The sequence below is a fragment of the Bacillus sp. JJ1764 genome (assembly GCF_036962145.1).
In the GTDB taxonomy this organism is placed as follows: Bacteria; Bacillota; Bacilli; order Bacillales; family Cytobacillaceae; genus Neobacillus.
Genome location: NZ_JBALNY010000127.1, coordinates 1 through 16,762, shown reverse-complemented (window position 1 = coordinate 16,762; position 16,762 = coordinate 1). Strand labels below are relative to the sequence as shown.

The 16,762-nt window shown below is 38.2% G+C and carries 20 protein-coding genes; 1 reads left to right on the top strand and 19 read right to left on the bottom strand.

Annotation, left to right across the window (positions count from 1 at the left end; genetic code table 11):
• Positions 1-139 precede the first annotated feature (139 nt).
• From V7083_RS17305 to V7083_RS17290, 4 genes are all read right to left on the bottom strand, one after another.
• On the bottom strand, positions 140-1,276 hold the full coding sequence (locus V7083_RS17305; RefSeq protein WP_335480154.1) for a hypothetical protein: 1,137 nt from the start codon (positions 1,274-1,276) through the stop codon (positions 140-142).
• 146 nt (positions 1,277-1,422) lie between these two features.
• Positions 1,423-2,316, bottom strand: a complete 894-nt coding sequence (locus V7083_RS17300; protein ID WP_335480152.1) for a M14 family metallopeptidase — start codon at positions 2,314-2,316, stop codon at positions 1,423-1,425.
• 84 nt (positions 2,317-2,400) lie between these two features.
• Entirely contained in the window at positions 2,401-3,372 is a 972-nt protein-coding gene (locus tag V7083_RS17295; protein ID WP_335480150.1) for an ROK family glucokinase, read from the bottom strand.
• Positions 3,373-3,387: 15 nt separating this feature from the next.
• Positions 3,388-3,594, bottom strand: a complete 207-nt coding sequence (locus tag V7083_RS17290) for a YqgQ family protein (protein ID WP_335480148.1) — start codon at positions 3,592-3,594, stop codon at positions 3,388-3,390.
• 223 nt (positions 3,595-3,817) lie between these two features.
• Between V7083_RS17290 and V7083_RS17285 the strand changes: the two genes are divergently transcribed.
• Complete coding sequence (locus tag V7083_RS17285) at positions 3,818-4,672, top strand: hypothetical protein (RefSeq protein WP_335480146.1); 855 nt, start codon at positions 3,818-3,820, stop codon at positions 4,670-4,672.
• On the opposite strand, the gene V7083_RS17280 is transcribed toward V7083_RS17285, so the two are convergent.
• The 15 genes from V7083_RS17280 to V7083_RS17210 all read right to left on the bottom strand — a co-directional run.
• Complete coding sequence (locus V7083_RS17280; protein ID WP_335480144.1) at positions 4,647-6,206, bottom strand: rhomboid family intramembrane serine protease; 1,560 nt, start codon at positions 6,204-6,206, stop codon at positions 4,647-4,649. The genes V7083_RS17285 and V7083_RS17280 overlap by 26 nt on opposite strands.
• 166 nt (positions 6,207-6,372) lie before the next feature.
• Positions 6,373-6,567 carry a hypothetical protein gene (locus V7083_RS17275; RefSeq protein ID WP_335480143.1) on the bottom strand — a complete coding sequence of 65 codons (195 nt, stop codon included), beginning with the start codon at positions 6,565-6,567 and terminating at the stop codon, positions 6,373-6,375.
• Between the two features lie 67 nt (positions 6,568-6,634).
• Entirely contained in the window at positions 6,635-7,585 is a 951-nt protein-coding gene (locus V7083_RS17270; protein WP_335480141.1) for an L-lactate dehydrogenase, read from the bottom strand.
• A 35-nt stretch (positions 7,586-7,620) separates the two neighbouring features.
• Positions 7,621-8,352 carry a DUF92 domain-containing protein gene (locus tag V7083_RS17265; protein ID WP_335480139.1) on the bottom strand — a complete coding sequence of 244 codons (732 nt, stop codon included), beginning with the start codon at positions 8,350-8,352 and terminating at the stop codon, positions 7,621-7,623.
• Positions 8,353-8,398: 46 nt separating this feature from the next.
• Positions 8,399-8,968, bottom strand: a complete 570-nt coding sequence (locus V7083_RS17260) for a 5-formyltetrahydrofolate cyclo-ligase (protein ID WP_335480137.1) — start codon at positions 8,966-8,968, stop codon at positions 8,399-8,401.
• A 57-nt stretch (positions 8,969-9,025) separates the two neighbouring features.
• Entirely contained in the window at positions 9,026-9,175 is a 150-nt protein-coding gene (gene rpmG / locus V7083_RS17255; protein ID WP_335480135.1) for a 50S ribosomal protein L33, read from the bottom strand.
• A gap of 91 nt (positions 9,176-9,266) precedes the next feature.
• On the bottom strand, positions 9,267-9,863 hold the full coding sequence (locus tag V7083_RS17250) for a hypothetical protein (RefSeq protein WP_335480133.1): 597 nt from the start codon (positions 9,861-9,863) through the stop codon (positions 9,267-9,269).
• Entirely contained in the window at positions 9,860-11,128 is a 1,269-nt protein-coding gene (locus V7083_RS17245) for a glycosyltransferase family 4 protein (protein WP_335480131.1), read from the bottom strand. Before V7083_RS17245 ends, V7083_RS17250 begins: the two co-directional genes overlap by 4 nt.
• Complete coding sequence (locus V7083_RS17240) at positions 11,121-11,627, bottom strand: DUF4912 domain-containing protein (RefSeq protein WP_335480129.1); 507 nt, start codon at positions 11,625-11,627, stop codon at positions 11,121-11,123. Before V7083_RS17240 ends, V7083_RS17245 begins: the two co-directional genes overlap by 8 nt.
• 256 nt (positions 11,628-11,883) lie before the next feature.
• Positions 11,884-12,543: a phosphate signaling complex protein PhoU gene (gene phoU / locus V7083_RS17235; RefSeq protein WP_335480128.1), complete on the bottom strand. Its 660-nt coding sequence runs from the start codon at positions 12,541-12,543 to the stop codon at positions 11,884-11,886.
• Positions 12,544-12,556: 13 nt separating this feature from the next.
• Positions 12,557-13,330 carry a phosphate ABC transporter ATP-binding protein PstB gene (gene pstB / locus V7083_RS17230; protein WP_335480125.1) on the bottom strand — a complete coding sequence of 258 codons (774 nt, stop codon included), beginning with the start codon at positions 13,328-13,330 and terminating at the stop codon, positions 12,557-12,559.
• Between the two features lie 11 nt (positions 13,331-13,341).
• Complete coding sequence (gene pstB, locus V7083_RS17225) at positions 13,342-14,163, bottom strand: phosphate ABC transporter ATP-binding protein PstB (protein WP_438823739.1); 822 nt, start codon at positions 14,161-14,163, stop codon at positions 13,342-13,344.
• A 14-nt stretch (positions 14,164-14,177) separates the two neighbouring features.
• Entirely contained in the window at positions 14,178-15,065 is an 888-nt protein-coding gene (gene pstA, locus V7083_RS17220) for a phosphate ABC transporter permease PstA (protein WP_335480122.1), read from the bottom strand.
• On the bottom strand, positions 15,065-15,985 hold the full coding sequence (gene pstC, locus V7083_RS17215) for a phosphate ABC transporter permease subunit PstC (RefSeq protein ID WP_335480120.1): 921 nt from the start codon (positions 15,983-15,985) through the stop codon (positions 15,065-15,067). Before pstC ends, pstA begins: the two co-directional genes overlap by 1 nt.
• Positions 15,986-16,059: 74 nt before the next feature.
• Positions 16,060-16,762: phosphate ABC transporter substrate-binding protein (locus tag V7083_RS17210; protein ID WP_335480118.1), on the bottom strand; the 703-nt coding region annotated here is incomplete at its 5' end.

Genomic DNA, 16,762 nt, shown 5'->3' with positions numbered 1-16,762 from the left:
GTACGGTTCTGGAGAGACCCCACAGGCGCTAGCGCCGAGGAGGCTCGCCAAAACGCCTACGGAAAGCGAAGTGTCTGGAGCGGAAATTAACATACCAAGTTTACAGTGCCAAAAAAAATAGAGGAACAACCCCTAAAAGTCATTCCTTCGTTAATGCATATATTTTCTTCGTATTTACACTTATGATTTTCTCAAAACTATTACCGTATAAAAGAAACTCTCCGGATGGGGAGAAGCTTAGTGGTTCATTTTTTAAGCCTTCAAGAATGGTTTTTTTATTAGCAGGTTGAAGTTTATATGAAACGAGATTAAATCCGTCCATATAAGTATCTGCTTCCCCACTTGTTTTAGGTTCTAATGTAATGAATTGACCTTTTTTCTCACTATAGTCATAAAAGGGCACTAACCAATCAGAGTATTTGCTAAGCTGTGGGATGGAAAACATATAAACTTTTTCCAATTCTTTATTATAAAAAGAATATACCGCTTCTGATTGATCCTTCTTTTCAACTGTAATGGTCATTAACAAATTTTTAAATGTTGAGATTTGCATAACCTCAGTAAATAGCGTTTTTTCCTCACCGGTATTCAGATCTTTAACGGCAAGTGGGGCAAATAATTTTGGATTATTCTCATCCCATTTTAAATAGGCCAAACGGGAATCAGCAAGCCATTTTGTAAAAGGCTGCGGCAAATCGAGTTGAATCATTGGTTCACTATTGATCTTTAACAGATACAAAGCAAATGTCCAATCTTCATTAAATTTTTCAACGATAATCTCATTTTCATTATAGGGATTCCATTCAAACGCTAGTTCATAACAAGCGATGGTTTCTTGTCGCTTTACTTTACCTTTCAGATCAATTATGGTCACAATTCCTTCATAAGATGTTGGTGAAGATTGAACTAAAATATACTTTTGCGATGGGCTGATTTGAGCCGTTACAATGGGAGAATCGGATTGATAAATAAGTTCACTCTTCCCTGTTGAAAGTTGATATAGATAGACATTGGATGTTTGTCCCTGGTTGGTAATGTAAACAAATTGCTCATTCGATGCCCATCCTGCTACTTTATAAAACTCACCAGATGGAATCTTAATTGGCAGCTTCCAGCTATTCTCACCTGACATAACAGACGTATTTGATTTTTCATTTTTTGCTGAGATTTTGGGTTTCACAGGGTCCTTACTGGCGCAACTGGTCAAAAGGAGGGTAAAAATTACTAAGATGATGATTGCATGAATGTTGAATTTATATCTACTAAGTTGACCCAATTGCTCCCTCCCCTTTCAAATGTTAGTACGTAAACTAGGCGAAAATGTTTCATAGATCTCAAAAATATTACAAAAATAGGAAAAAAGCCGGAGTTCGGCTTTTTTTTCAGATTTACTATTTATTCTAAAAGGAAGGTCCATGGATATCAACAGTAAAGTGCAGCTAAAAAAATACCTTCAACACATGTTACGATCCTCGGAAATTGAGATAATGGAAGCGGATTGATTCCTTTACCCAGCTCAAGTGTAAAACCGGGGCGCCTAAATTCCTGAATAAACCAATCCTTATAGCCGGCATGGCTTTCGATGGTGCGAATGGCCTGATAGCCGCTGACTCGTTCAAACTCTCTTGCCATCTGTTCAGACTCTGGGGGTTCTAAGTTTCCGTAACCCCAATAAAATTCTTCCCCTTGTGTATGAAATGCAACCACTCGGTTAAAATCATTGCTTTTAGTCAATTCATATATAGCAATCGCTTCAGGCTCTGTAAGAGGTGAATGACCTGGATAATCTCTGGAAGCAGGAGATGTAACCGGTTTGATTTTCTGACAGAGCTCCCAGTTTGCCGGAAACTGCCGGTTTAAATCAATTCCCCTGATATTTGCCTTCCAATGTATAAAATCGGAGCTACCTTCGTTTATGGCAATCAGGTCTTTCTTGTGCTCTTGCGGCGGACCATTAAGCACTAAATCAACACCGTCAGGATTGACCATTGGCACAATCGATAGCTCTACCTCTTCAAATAATTTAGCTGTATGAATTCCCCTAAATGGATATCCATTCGATAGTGAATATAAATATTTATTGACCAAATTCATTAAAACCATGGTCGTAATCCACTCATTAGCATGAAATGAAGCGTTCATGTGTACTTTTTTAGGGCCATGACCAATCCGAATTTCATGAATGGGATGCCCCAAAACACTATGGCCAATAGGAGAAATGGTTATGAATGGATAAGCTTTTGTTAGTTTTTTTAAATGTTTTTTTAAGCTTTGAGAATCAATTGGTAAATTTTTATCTGCAAATGGATGGATCATTTACATCCACCTCCCATTATAACCAACATATGATGCAGTTTAGGAAAAATGAAAAAAACCTGCACAATGGCAGGTTTAGATTTTTTATTTTATATTTTTACGAATTAACCAGGCTGCTCCCAGTACCCCAGCATCGTTTCCTAAAGTTGCCAACGAGATTTCTGTAGAATTTCTTACTGCTGAGAACGCAAATTGATTAAAATATTCTTTTACAGTATTTAATAAAATATCCCCAGCTTTAGATACACCGCCACCCATAACAATTTTCTCAGGGTTTAATGTGTTGGCAATTGTAGAAAAGGTTAAACCTAAATGGAACCCAACCTCATTTAATACCTTAAGAGATATTGCATCGCCATTCTTAGCTGTATCAAAGACATCCTTGGCTGTAATTGTGTTATTTTCTACTAATAGTTTAGCCAATTCGCTATCGGATGATTGAGTTTTAAGCTCTTCCATTGCTAAACGTACTACACCTGTAGCAGAGGCTACTGTTTCAAGACATCCTGTTTTGCCACAGTTACACGGAGCACCACCTAAGGGAACTGCTGTAGCATGTCCGATCTCCCCGGCAGCACCGTTAACCCCTTGAACGATATTTCCATTGACAATGACACCGCCGCCAACACCTGTACCAAGGGTAACTAAAACTAGATTCTTTGCACCTGTACCCGCACCCTTCCACATTTCACCCAAGGCGGCGCAGTTGGCATCGTTTTCAATTGCTGCCGGAAGTGATGTAGCATTTTCCAGGCTTTCCTGTAAAGGAAAGTTATCTTTCCAGCCTAAGTTCACGGCATTTAAGATTACTCCCGTTTCATAATCCACAGGTCCTGGAGCACCCATGCCGACACCTGCTAACACGTCTTTTGACAGTCCAAGTTCGCTCAATTTATCGTTGATGGATTTTGCAATATTTGAAGTAATGTATTCGCCTTCATTAGCGTTATCAGTTGTTATTTCCCATTTATGTTCAATTGTGCCATCCATTGTAATAAAGGCAATTTTGGTTGTTGTTCCTCCTAAATCTACTCCGGCAATCCACTTTTTGGACATTTCCATCACCTATCTTTATTTTTCTGTGTTTTCTTTAAGCATTTGAATTTCATGCCTAAGAAGTAAAAGGGCAGTCTGATAATCCTTCGTTTCAATCAATTGAGATTGATAGAGCTCTCTTATTTCCATTTCCATGAGTTCCAGATCAGCAATTCGGTCACCAATATAAATAAACGTTCCAAATCGCTTCAAGAATTGCTGAATATCATAAATCGTTTTCATAACTTGTTCCCCTTCATAATAATGGAGAGTCATTGTCCATTGCTTTACATTCAAAAGTATAACCTATGTGAATAGGCTCCTCAAGAATATCTTTTGTTATGAAAGGAATAATTGCCTTTCTTGGCACACAACTAAGTTTTTGTCATTAGTGATTACCCTTCCCCATATAAAATAGTAGGACAAACTTAATGATGTTTTGAATTTGAGAAGGGTGAGATTATTAGTGAAATCTATTTATAACATGACAGTCATTTTGATTGCCTTATTTGCTACATGTGCAATTTTCTCCTACCCATTTTTTAAGCCAAATGTACAAGAAACCATCACCTTTTTTCCTATTAACCCACAAGTGAAATTTAAAACAGCAGAAACAGAGCTTAAATTGGATAGTCCATTAAGTATCTTGTGGAAAGAAGGATCCACCCTTGACCGAAAAGCTTACCTGAGACAAGACGTCGGTCTCTTATTTGCAAATGGCAAACTAATTGCCAAAATGGGGGATTGGAAACAAAACGCTGCTACTATTTCCCAACAAAAAAAAATCAACATCAACCAAAATCAAATCCTTCAAGCTATTACCTTCCATCATGCCGAGATCCATGAAGCAAACCAAATCTACAGTGCCCAAAAAATAACCAACACAACCCTATATACTGCCTTGCAAAGTCCAAACAAACTCTACACTTTCCAATTTCCAAAGACAGCCCAAGAACAGCAACTAAAAGAAAAACTTGACCAACATCAAGTTCAACTCCTACAAAACACTTTAAATAAGGGTGACAGGCACTTTTTTATCAATTTAAAATCTTACCGGGTGTTTCACTTCACTGAATTTTTTAATAGGGCCGCAGTGGGTTTGCCAGGGATGTCACGTGATAAATCTGAGAAAGTGGTGGGTCAATTGTGGGAGGGCTTGTATAAAGGGTATTTTTTGGGGATTAAAGAAAAGGACGGTACTGTAGTGGATCCAATTGGCAGTACCATCCCGATTATATTATTAGCGAATGATCAATCGCACTTATTGGTTTTGACGGAGACAGCCAACGGTGAGCCTATTCTCCTTCGCCAGATGATTTAAGGTGCTGACTGATTTCACTGACGAGATCGGTGTATTCTTTTTGATTTGGTTTTAGCTTTGCTGCCATTTCGGCATTGCTTTTCGCTTGTTGTAAATCGTTTTGTTCCAGATTTATCAAGGCAAGTTTGAAATAGGCTTCATGAAATTTCGGGTCAAGCTTAATTGCTTTCTGGAGGTTCTCCTTTGCTTCAGAGAGCATATCTTTTTTCATTTCTACGTAGGAGAGTAGAAAATAGATCCTTTCAGTTGGCTCAGTAGAATTCTTTTTATAATTATTTAATACATCGTAGGCTTGATCAAACTTTTCTTGCTTAATATAATCCTGAGCCAGCATGATGCTAGAGTCCTCATCCAATGCTTGCCCCGAAGCACTGAAGCCATAAGTCAATGAACCCCATATTACAACTGCAGAAATCACCAAAAACAGGAGTTGGAGCAAAGGTTTTTTAGCTTTTGGAAAATGAACAATACCAGCAGCAAGAAATCCTCCTACCAAGCCGCCTAAGTGGCCGGCATTATCTATACCTGATGTCGAAAACCCAAACATCAAATTGAGGATTAACACAATGATAACATTCCATCCCATTGTTCTAAAAAATAATTTTGGATACATGATGCCAAAGTATAGCAATGCCCCAAAACAACCGAATATAGCGCCACTGGCCCCTGCTGATAAATGAGTGCTAAAAAGGAAACTAGCGATCACACCAGTAAAACCAGCAAACAAATAAATAAAAGGAAACCTACTATTTCCATAAATTCGTTCTACAGCAATTCCTAAATAATATAATGCCAGCGTATTCATTACTAAATGTAAAAATCCAATATGAAGAAAAACCGGCGTAATAAATCGCCACCATTCCCCTTCATAAATCAATTGATTTACCTTAGCCCCATATTTAATCAGAGTGGATGTATTCGTACTGCCTCCATGAAGCTGCATCCAAAGAAATATGGCTAGTTGTATAAACATAAAAACGTACGTAAATAAGGGTTTGCCATTTGAAAGGATCGCCCTTTCTGTTTTTACCCTGTTAACCGCAAATTCCACGGTTTCCCGCTTTAAGGACTCAACCTCTGTTTCATTATATTCATCCTTTATTGGGAAAGAAAGATCAAGATACACTTTGTTTTTCAGGCTCTCAAACCCTTGTTCATACAGCTCTTTCGCCAATAGAAACGAATGGACGGTTGTTTTTCCTTCCGGATGGAGAAAAGGTTTTGAAAAGCGATATTCGTATTCATCCACAGGAGGTAATTCACTAATATAGATGGACACAACTTGAAGGTCATGTCGATTAAGCTGTTTGCGGACACTTTCTCCATTATGAGTTGCGTGCTCAATATCTCTTTGCAAAGCATTGCTCCAATCAAAATTCCCTTGCAATAATCTTATTATTGGAGCATGTTTATTTTCTAGTTTTTCAAGCCACAATTCGCGTTGATTCTCAAATAATTGAATGATCCGGTAGCCATGCTCAGATATTAGAGAAAATGCCAACCTCCAGAACATATAACTCTCTCGATTACTCATTTCTCCCCTGCTTTCTATCTCACTTTTTTCTATATAATGTTCCATTATATCCACTTTTCACTACTGTCTTTCATTATAAACGAAAAGCACGGATTCCTTTAATGAATCATCTTAAAAATATGATTTATTGACATATTTACTCGAAAAAAAAACCATCTGTGGTTTTTCACCAGTCAGATGGTCCTCCGAACACAGTTTGCATCATTTTTTGTTTTACACCTGGCAGACCCATAATAGATCCGACAGCTAGGCGGCGAACCCAGCTTGATCCAAGGAGCACATTAATAAGCCGATACCGATACCTGTAAGCAAAATAACCGATTGAGCCAATCATGAAAATGGATGTTAACATTCTTGTCATCATCAACCCTCCTTATGTTAGTGTGTGATGATCACAAAAGTTTTATCCAAAATTTCTATAAAAAGGATTATTTATTAAAGACTGAAGCCATTGTTTCTTTCAGAACAGAAGCAGAATGCGCAAATTTTTCATTTTCCGCATCATTTAAATCAAGTTCAACCACTTCTCTAATGCCATCTCGGTTTACGACTGTTGGTACTCCAATGAAGATATCTTTCTGCCCATATTCTCCATCAAGGTAAGCAGAAACGGTTAAAACGGAGTTTTCATTTTGCAGAATGGCCTTTGTCAGTCTTACTAAGCCCATGGCGATTCCATAATATGTGGCCCCTTTTCGCTCAATGATGTGATATGCCGCATCTCTTACATTAATAAAAATCTGTTCAAGATCTTCCTGATTAAATTCGGAATTATTTTTGGTCCATTCTGAAAGCGAAGTGCCTGCAATATCAGCATGGCTCCATACAGGCAGCTCAGTATCACCGTGCTCCCCAATAATATAGGCATGGACATTACGTGTATCCACATCAAAATACTCCCCTAATAGGAAACGGAAACGGGCTGTATCCAAAATCGTTCCCGAACCAATGACTCGTTCCTTTGGAAATCCAGAAAATTTCCAAACAGCATAAGTTAAAATATCAACTGGATTTGCAGCAACAATAAAAATTCCATCAAACCCGCTAGCCATTATTTCAGATACGATGCCTTTATAAATGCTGGTATTTTTCTCAACTAAATCCAATCTGGTTTCACCAGGTTTTTGATTCGCTCCTGCGGTGATCACTACGATATCAGCCTGACCGCACTCATCATAACCGCCATACCAAATTTTCGTACGAGAAGGAGCGAACGGAAGCCCATGATTTAAATCCATTGCATCGCCTTCGGCCTTTTCTTTATTTAAATCAATTAAAACTAATTCGTCTGTTATCCCCTGATTCAGTAGCGCGAACGAATAGCTTGAACCCACAAACCCAGTCCCAATTACTGCAACACGTTTTACACGATTTTTCATTCTTATTCATCCCCCTATGTCGTATTTATACCTAATTAACCTAAAAATTGAAACCAAAACATGGCTATGATGGCCGCGAGGAAACCTGAAAGAAAATTAACCATATCATTATCGACAAACCAAAACCCCTTAAACATTTCAGTTGCTTTGCCGCAATGGCTCTTTTTCTCTGTCTGAATTCCGCATGTATGGCATATATATACCTTTTGATAAAAAGCCCCAATTAATGTATCAATTACATTTCCGAAAAAACCAAAGCTAAAAATAATCAGTGCAGTGTAGATTGACAAAGAAAACAACCACAACCCTAGGAATGCAATAAATAGGGCACCTGCAATAGCAGCTATTGTTCCGAGATTACTGATCGCCCCCGAAGTCCCTTTATCAACAGGTTTGAATGTTCGGATAAAAATAGGATCCCTTTTACTCAAACTACCTATTTCGGAAGCCCACGTATCCGAATTAGAACTGGATATACTTGCCAAAAATCCTATTAACCATGTCGGATCATTATGTACATAATAAAAAAGACTAAAAAGTGCTGCTGCACCGCCATTAGCCACAACTTGGCGCCAATCCCTTGCAGAGCCTTTTTCTAATTTTTCTTCGATTTTCTTTTTGGACGAACTTTTATAGGTTGACCACAGACTCGAACTGACAAAAAATGCTCCTAAAACTAATAACCCCTTGGCTTCAAACCCTACATAAACGGCGATGCCCACCAAAATGGCGGCAACTCCTCCTGAACGCGATAAAGAATGCAGCAATATCCTGCCACCCCTGTTTATAAAATAATAAAGGAAAATTTTTACACTACTTTGTTAAAACGATTTGGTTTGGTGTAATTATTTTTGCAACAGGCAGATCGTATTCCTCAATAGGAAAATGTGGGATGATTTGTTCATGAAAAGCAAGTGAGAGTGTGCTTCCGGAGTATTGAGCTAAAAAACGATCATAATATCCGCCCCCAAAGCCGAGACGATACCCCTGTGGTGTATAGCCTAACCCCGGTACAATCAACAGGGCAATTTCATTGGGATCTACTGCATCAGTCTGTGTTTCAATTGGCTCGTATAATCCATAATAAACCGATTCTAGCTGTGAAAACTCTGTAAGTGTTCGGAAGATTAAACTTTTATCCTTGGGATGGCACTTTGGCACAACGACCGTTTTGCCTTCTTCCCATGCTTTGCGGATAATTTGATAGGTATCCACTTCAGGCTGCTTTGAGATGGTTATTCCCACGACCTTTGAATATTTCCATTCTTCCGTTTCATACAATTGTCGAGCAATTTTATAGGAGTAATCCTCATAAATAGGTTTAGTAATCCCGGCAAGTTTTTCTTTTAATACAGCCCGAATCTCGCTTTTATTGGAAAACAAAGTTTTCTCCCCTTCCCATTTTTGGATAACAAAAAAACAGCAGGAAAGACCTGCTGTTTATTTTGTTTCGCGATGCACTGTAGAACGTTTTTCTCTTGGGCAATATTTTTTAAGCTCAAGACGATCTGGATTGTTACGTTTATTTTTGTTTGAAATATAGTTACGGTCTCCACACTCAGTGCAAGCTAACGTAATATTCACACGCATGTTTATTTCCCTCCAAACGATTAAGCTGTTCGTTCATACGACTTTTCTATAATATCATTTTTCAAAAGGAAATGCTAGTGTGTTTTTCGGTCTAAACTGACATTAATGCTTTTTCCATTGAAAGTATTTCATTTTTATTGGTGCCAATTATTTCCCACGTATTAAATTTTTTTGTTTCATGCGCTCCAAGCTTCAAATCAAAAGCTAAAATACTTGCTGCAGGTCCTTTTGCCATTGGCTGGTACTTTAGAATACCGGTTTGCAAAGAACTCCATATTTTGTCAGAACGGGCAGTCCACAGCGGAATAGTCGTGTACTCTTTTACGAAAGAATCTTGGCACCGTCCATTCACCAATAGTATCTTATCATCTGCTATATGGAAAACGCGTTGATCTGAAGGTGATACAAATGCTAAATGGTTAAAATCTGGAATATAATGCATTCCTACTATTTTCAATTCCTTAGGTCCATTACTGAAATTGCTAACATAAATGGTCGTATATCTGATTCTTGAGTGGACTTGTTCATGCTTTATTTTAAAAACGATTCCTTCTTCAACCAATACTTTTTCAGTGCAATTTTGGAGCCAGATACATTTTCCTTTTATCCAGATGCCTGGAACAAACTCAACATGCTTAAACGATAATGAGGACAGGGAACTTTTATTCGTCTCAATTACATTCATCATTTACCATACCTTCTGATCATTTGATTTTCGAGTTCCATCTCTTCATTAATCCGTGACTTTAAAACAACATCTTCCATCACTCTGGCCGTTTCACAGGCAATTCGTTTCCAGCCATATAAACTTTTGACAACGTCTCTCCCATTATTTCCAATTTCAGCAGACATTCTGGGGTGATGGGATAAAAAGGCAATTTGTTCTAACATACTCCGAGCGTCACCAGGTTCCATAAGCAATCCTGAATATTCATGCTTGATAATTCCTTTTAACCCCCCTGTATTAGATACAATCGTTGCCTTCCCATGAACCATTGCTTCCAGTGCCACGATTCCAAAGGGTTCATAAAGACTTGGGAAGACTGCCAACTCACAATCAGCCAGTAAAGCATTTTTTTGTTCATCGGATAGGTAACCTGTAAAGCTTATATAATCTTGCAGATCTTTTTCCGTGATCATTTTTTGATAAGAATCCAACATAGGCCCTTTTCCACCAATTAAAAAGAAATAATCCTGATTGGTTTCCCTGGAAATTTCCGCCGCTTCAATGATGGTTTCAAATCCTTTCTCTTTCACCATTCTCCCTACCGAAAAAATAAATTTTTTTCCGTTCAGTTCAGGAAAAAGATCCCCAGCCCTAAATTTGACAATAGGTTCATCAATACCATTAGGAATAACCGCAATAGGTTCATTAGCAGCAGCAAAAACTGATAGAAGTGTTTCTTTCATATATTCACTACAAACGATGATATGATCTGAATGTTCAATTAATTGACATTCTTTTTCATGAATAAACTTTTGCCATTGATTAAGGGTCCCATTGCTTCGCCCGTGTTCAGTTGCATGAATCGTCGTAAGTAACGGAATACTCAAGGAATTTTTCAGGTGAATAGCGGCTGCACCAATCAGCCAATCATGCGCATGAATCAGATCAAAATTGATTTCATCCGAAAGCATTTCTGCCTTAAAGGCCATTGCCAGATTTAGACCGCCAACCCATGATAAAAAATCGTCATCTAAATCATTAATCGGTGTCACTCGATGAATCCTTACATCATCAACTATTTCTTCTGAAGGCAGATTCCCATTTCCGGCAGTTAGTATATGAACTTCATGCCCCTGATTAGCCATGTGAACTCCTAATCCATGAACATGTCTCGAGAGCCCGCCAACTACATTTGGAGGGTATTCCCAACAAAGTAATAATATTTTCAATTTCCAGCCCCCTACAGCTCTCACCTTTATTTCATCCTGAATCAGGGATCTATTCATGATTTCCCTCCATATTCTTCGACTCTCCATAGTAACTGTATGTACTGACAAAATCAGTCCATTTTGGTGAGGTTTCTTCATATTTTTGGAGTTGGATCAGATCATGATTCATCACGGCGCTTATATCTTCAAAGGAGGGAGTTTGAATACAATTCGAACGTAACAAGGGGAAAAATTGATTAACAGATTGATAGATTCCCAATTCAGCCACATAACTTCGATTAGCTGCTAAGCCCTTTACAAACCAATAGCCATGTTGATAAGGTACTACAATTTCATAGTAGTGATGGGCATTTTTTCCGTTAAACTGTATATCCGTTACATCATAAATTCTCACAATTGGAACCAACTTATCAAAACGCATCCCAAAATAGAGTTCAAAAATGCTCTTAGCAGTTTCTGATGTATCCCAAAAAAGTAACATTCTTTTGGGAGTAATCAGCTTTGCATATAATTCTCCCTTTTTAGGTTGATAGGTTTCTGTTTCTGTTATGTTCATGATTTCCTCCAATCTGCAAACAATCAATATATGCCATTGCAAACAAATTATTCCTATAAATAACTTATTTTTATCGTAACATTAGATGTGGAGGCATACAATAAACGCAATTTGTCATATTTTGTACGGCTATCATTCGACATTAGCAAACTCTCCGATTAATAAACCTTTAGTCACAGATGCACACTAATGCCTAATAGGAGAGTTCTCCTATTACAAAAAAGATGAGCCAACTGACTCATCTTGAAGTAATGAATTATGCATTCAAATTATATAGTTTTCCTGTCTCAAGAAAAATAACATTTTCAACGATATTGGTGGAGTGATCAGCAATTCTCTCTAAAAACCGACAAACAAAAGATAATTGAATGATTTGATTCATCGAATTTGGATTACTAGGAATTTGGCTAAGCAATTCTCCAATAATCACCCCAAACATTTCATCTACTTGGTCATCCTTTTTCGCGCATTTTTGCGCAAGATCTATATCTTCAGCATAATAGGCTGTAATGGAATCAGTAACCATTTCTACCACAGATTCCATCATTTTCGAAATATCCTTAAGTGGTGACAAATATGTTTGATTACCTATTCGTATTACAGATTTAGCAATATTTACGGCCATGTCACCCATCCGTTCCACTTCAGATGACACTTTTAAAGCCACACTTATTTTTCTAAGGTCCTTTGCTACAGGTGATTCTCTAGCAATCAGCATTAATGCTTTATCGTGAATATCCTGTTCCATTTGATCGATATCATTATCGCTCTGAATCACTTTATGCGCTAAGTCTAAATCCTGATTTAGCAAAGCTACCATTGAATCCTTAATCGCTAATTCAGATTTTGCCGACATTTGTAAAAGTGATTCCTTAAGCTGTTGTAAATTATGATCAAAATTCGCTCTCGTTTTCATAACCCACACCCCATTATCCAAATCTCCCTGTAATATATCCTTCGGTTCGTGAATCTTTTGGCATGGAGAATATAGTAGAAGTTAAATCTAATTCAATTATTTCCCCCATTAAAAAGAAGGCCGTTTTATCTGAAACTCTCGAAGCTTGCTGCATATTATGCGTAACAATGACAATCGTATATTTCTCTTTTAATTCAGAGATGAGCTCTTCTATTTTCAAAGTAGAAACAGGGTCTAAAGCTGAAGTTGGCTCATCCATTAAAAGCACATCAGGTTTTGTGGCTAAGGCCCTGGCTATGCATAGTCTTTGCTGCTGGCCACCTGACAATCCGAATGCAGGTGAATGCAAGCGGTCTTTTACCTCATCCCATAACGCAACATCCATTAAAGATTTCGTAACAATTTCATCCAGATCTGTTTTTCTCCTTCTGCCATGAATTCTCGGTCCATAGGCAACATTATCATAAATAGACTGTGGAAATGGATTGCCTTTTTGAAACACCATTCCCACTTGCTTTCGAAGTTCTACCAGATCGGTGTTTCCATTTAGTATATTTTTTCCATTAAACTGAATTTCTCCCGTCATTTTTACATGAGGAACCATATTAATCATCAAGTTAAGTGTCTTAATAAACGTAGATTTGCCACAACCTGATGGACCGATAATCGCTGTCACTTCTTTTTTATTGATTGGGAGATTGATATTCTTTAATGCATGATGTTCCCCATACCACAAATTCAAATCTTGAACATTAAATATTTCTCTGGTTAACGTGGTTATTGTCACTGTGTTTCCTCCTAACCGAATCGACCGGAGATATAATCTTCCGTTTGTTTTACTGATGGATTCGTAAAGATTTTTTCCGTGTCATCATATTCAATCAAATCTCCGTTTAAGAAGAATGCAGTTTGGTCCGAAATCCTTGATGCTTGCTGCATATTATGAGTAACAATAATAATGGAATAGTCTTTTCTTAAATTCACAATCAAGTCCTCCACCTTGGCATTGGATATTGGGTCAAGAGCAGAGGAAGGTTCATCCAATAACAAGACGCTTGGCTTCATCGCGATGGTTCTGGCAATGCATAGACGCTGTTGTTGTCCGCCAGAGAGCGAAAGGGCAGATTTATGGAGGCGATCTTTCACCTCATCCCATAAAGCTGCTTTTTGCAAGCTCTCTTCCACGATCTCATCGAGTTGAGATTTTTTTTTGATACCAGAAAATTTTAGGGCATGAGTAATATTTTCGTAAATGGATTTTGGGAAAGGATTGGGCCTTTGAAACACCATTCCGATTTCTTTCCTCAATGAGACAACATCGATTTGCTCAGACAGAATGTTGAGCCCCTCGTATATGATTTCCCCCTGTGCACTTGCTCCTGGTATTAAATCATTCATCCGATTGATACTTCGTAAAAATGTTGATTTTCCACAGCCAGACGGTCCAATAAGCGCAGTTATAGAGTTTTTATCAATCTCCATTGAAATTCCATTTACTGCACGTTTATCTCCATAAAATATCTCCAATTGATTGATGCTAAGTACAGATTCTTTATTCAAAAGGATATCCGGTGAAATGATTTGTTTTTCATGATGTCTTTCTTTTATTGCGGTCACCATCCTATCTCCCACCTTTATTTAGTTGCGGTAATTTTTTTATTAATCAAACTGCCAATAAATCTTGCCGATAAATTAAAGATTAGAACAGATAATACCAACACAGCTGCTGAACCACTAGAAACAACGTCTACATCAGGGATTAATCCTTGTGTATTGACCGACCAGATATGAACGGCTAGGGTTTCTGCAGGCCTAAAAATATTTAATGGCGATTGATCGGAAAATGGATTCCAATTCGCATAATCCAATCTTGGTGTTGATAGCCCAGATGTAAATAATAACGCTGCAGCTTCACCAAATACACGTCCAGAGGCTAAAATGGCTCCTGTTAAAATCGAGGAAAAAGCAGCCGGAATCAGAACTGTCTTAATCGTGTGCCAATGTGTTACTCCTAAGGCAAGACTTGCCTCTTTTAAATCACGAGGGACTGAACGGAGGGCATCTTCACTTACCCTAACCATCACTGGCAAGTTGAACACTGTTAAAGCCAATGCTCCCCCCAAAATGGTGTAACCCCATCCGGTGACATTAACAAACATCAGTAAACCAAACATGCCAATCACGATAGATGGCAGTGAAGCCAACACCTCAATACAAGAACGAATCAAGTCCGTCAACTTCCCAGGTTTGGCATATTCAGCCATGTAGATTCCTCCGCCAATTCCCAATGGAATCGTAATCAGCATGGTAATGAATAAAATGTAGAAGGAATTAAATAATTGATCACGGATCCCTCCACCTGAGCGAATATTACTGGATGGAGAGGTCAAAAAATCAAGTGAAATATGTTTAAAGCCATTCATAAAAATATAGGATAACAATCCCAATAGAACCGTAATAATAATGGCTGCTATTAATATAAAGATGCCTGTAGCAATCCGATCGGTCGTTTTACTTTTCATTACATTTTCCTCCTTGATGACAAATAGCGAATCAGGAGAATAAACCCAAAGGACATGATCAATAATATAAGTCCCATTGACCATAATGTATTATTTTCAACACTTCCATAAGTGGTATGTCCCATATTTAAAGTAATGATCGTTGTTAATGTTGCTGACGCATCCAGAATGCTAGATGGTAGATCTCTCACATTTCCTATCACCATTTGTACTGCCAACGCCTCACCAAATGCACGTGCCATACCCAAGACAATGGCTGTAAGTAAAGAAGGCATTGCAGCGGGTATCAAAACTTTCCGTATCGTTTGCCACCTGGTTGCCCCAAGAGCATACGACCCTTCACGGAGATTTTTAGGTAACGAACTCATTGCATCTGTTGCAATTGTTGTCACTGTTGGTAAAATCATAATCGACAGTACGATCGTTCCTGTTAATAAACTAAATCCCAGACCGCCTACATGCTCCCTAATAAAGGGAACTAAAACGGAAAGTCCTATAAAACCATAAACAACGGATGGAATTCCAACTAATAGTTCAATAACCGGTTGGAGAATTTTCCTTCCCCATGAAGGAGCAATTTCTGTCATAAAGATAGCCCCGCCAATTCCAAGTGGTGCTGCAATAAGTGCCGATAAAAACGTGACTGCAAAGGAACCGAAAATAAACGGCAATGCTCCATATTCTGGATTTTCCTTATTGGTCGGATTCCAATTCAAACTAGTCAAGAATTCTAGTAAACTCACATCGTTTTTTGTAAAAGATTGAATTCCTTTTATTCCAAGAAAAATCGTGATTGCGATTGTGGTAGAAATCATGATCCCCGCGCAAATCATGACAATGATTCTTCCGCGGAGTTCACTGCCCCAGACCTTTTTTCTTGATTTTAATAATCTCTCATTAGCTGGAATAAGCCTTTCCATATTCACCAGCCCTTTCGTCAGTTACATCATAGGGGAAAATGCCTTGGGCACTTACCCCTACCTCATTTCAGAAACTAGATATTTTTTTGATTTCCCTTTGCATCCCGTTCCACTTTCATCTTTGTAACAGGAAGGTATCCTTGTTCATCTAATAATTTGTTTTGGATATCATCAGACATAAGGAACTCTAAGAATGCTTTTGCCAGTCCATCTGGCTCGCCATTTGTATAAGAATGCTGGTAGGCCCAAACAGGGAACTTGCCATTTTGTACATTTTCTGCTGTTGGTTTCACTCCGTCAATGGAAAGTGGAGTAACAGTGTTATCTGTGAAATAAGAGAATGCTAGATATCCAATGGCCCCATCTGTTTCAGAAATTATCTTTTTCACTGTATTGGATGAATCTTCGGTGATCCCTTCTGCTGGAGTGGCTCCATCAAGGGCAAATTTGTTGAAAATCGCACGAGTCCCAGATGAATCAGGACGGTTAACTAGGACAATCTTTTGATCTTTCCCGCCAAGCTCTTTCCAGTTTTTAATTTTCCCTGTGAAAACTTTAATTAAGTCTTCTTTAGAAATGTCTTTTATACCAACTTTAGGATTTACAGCTGCTGTCATTCCGACAACTGCCACTTTATGATCTACTAGCTGATCTGCTGGAATTCCCTCTTTTTCTTCTGCAAATACGTCTGAGTTACCGATTTGTACAGATCCTTCGGCTACTTGTGATAAGCCTGTCCCCGAACCGCCCGCATTAACCTGTATATCAACTTTGGAG

Coding starts and splice junctions, on each gene's coding strand:
- pstA (WP_335480122.1), bottom strand. CDS start 15,065: ATGAAAAGTAAAACGACCGATCGGATTGCTACAGGCATCTTTATATTA.
- V7083_RS17290 (WP_335480148.1), bottom strand. CDS start 3,594: ATGAAAACGATTTATGATATTCAGCAATTCTTGAAGCGATTTGGAACG.
- rpmG (WP_335480135.1), bottom strand. CDS start 9,175: ATGCGTGTGAATATTACGTTAGCTTGCACTGAGTGTGGAGACCGTAAC.
- V7083_RS17300 (WP_335480152.1), bottom strand. CDS start 2,316: ATGATCCATCCATTTGCAGATAAAAATTTACCAATTGATTCTCAAAGC.
- phoU (WP_335480128.1), bottom strand. CDS start 12,543: ATGAAAACGAGAGCGAATTTTGATCATAATTTACAACAGCTTAAGGAA.
- V7083_RS17250 (WP_335480133.1), bottom strand. CDS start 9,863: ATGATGAATGTAATTGAGACGAATAAAAGTTCCCTGTCCTCATTATCG.
- V7083_RS17270 (WP_335480141.1), bottom strand. CDS start 7,585: ATGAAAAATCGTGTAAAACGTGTTGCAGTAATTGGGACTGGGTTTGTG.
- pstC (WP_335480120.1), bottom strand. CDS start 15,985: ATGGAAAGGCTTATTCCAGCTAATGAGAGATTATTAAAATCAAGAAAA.
- V7083_RS17295 (WP_335480150.1), bottom strand. CDS start 3,372: ATGTCCAAAAAGTGGATTGCCGGAGTAGATTTAGGAGGAACAACAACC.
- pstB (WP_438823739.1), bottom strand. CDS start 14,163: ATGGTGACCGCAATAAAAGAAAGACATCATGAAAAACAAATCATTTCA.
- V7083_RS17245 (WP_335480131.1), bottom strand. CDS start 11,128: ATGAATAGATCCCTGATTCAGGATGAAATAAAGGTGAGAGCTGTAGGG.
- V7083_RS17240 (WP_335480129.1), bottom strand. CDS start 11,627: ATGAACATAACAGAAACAGAAACCTATCAACCTAAAAAGGGAGAATTA.
- V7083_RS17275 (WP_335480143.1), bottom strand. CDS start 6,567: ATGACAAGAATGTTAACATCCATTTTCATGATTGGCTCAATCGGTTAT.
- V7083_RS17280 (WP_335480144.1), bottom strand. CDS start 6,206: ATGAGTAATCGAGAGAGTTATATGTTCTGGAGGTTGGCATTTTCTCTA.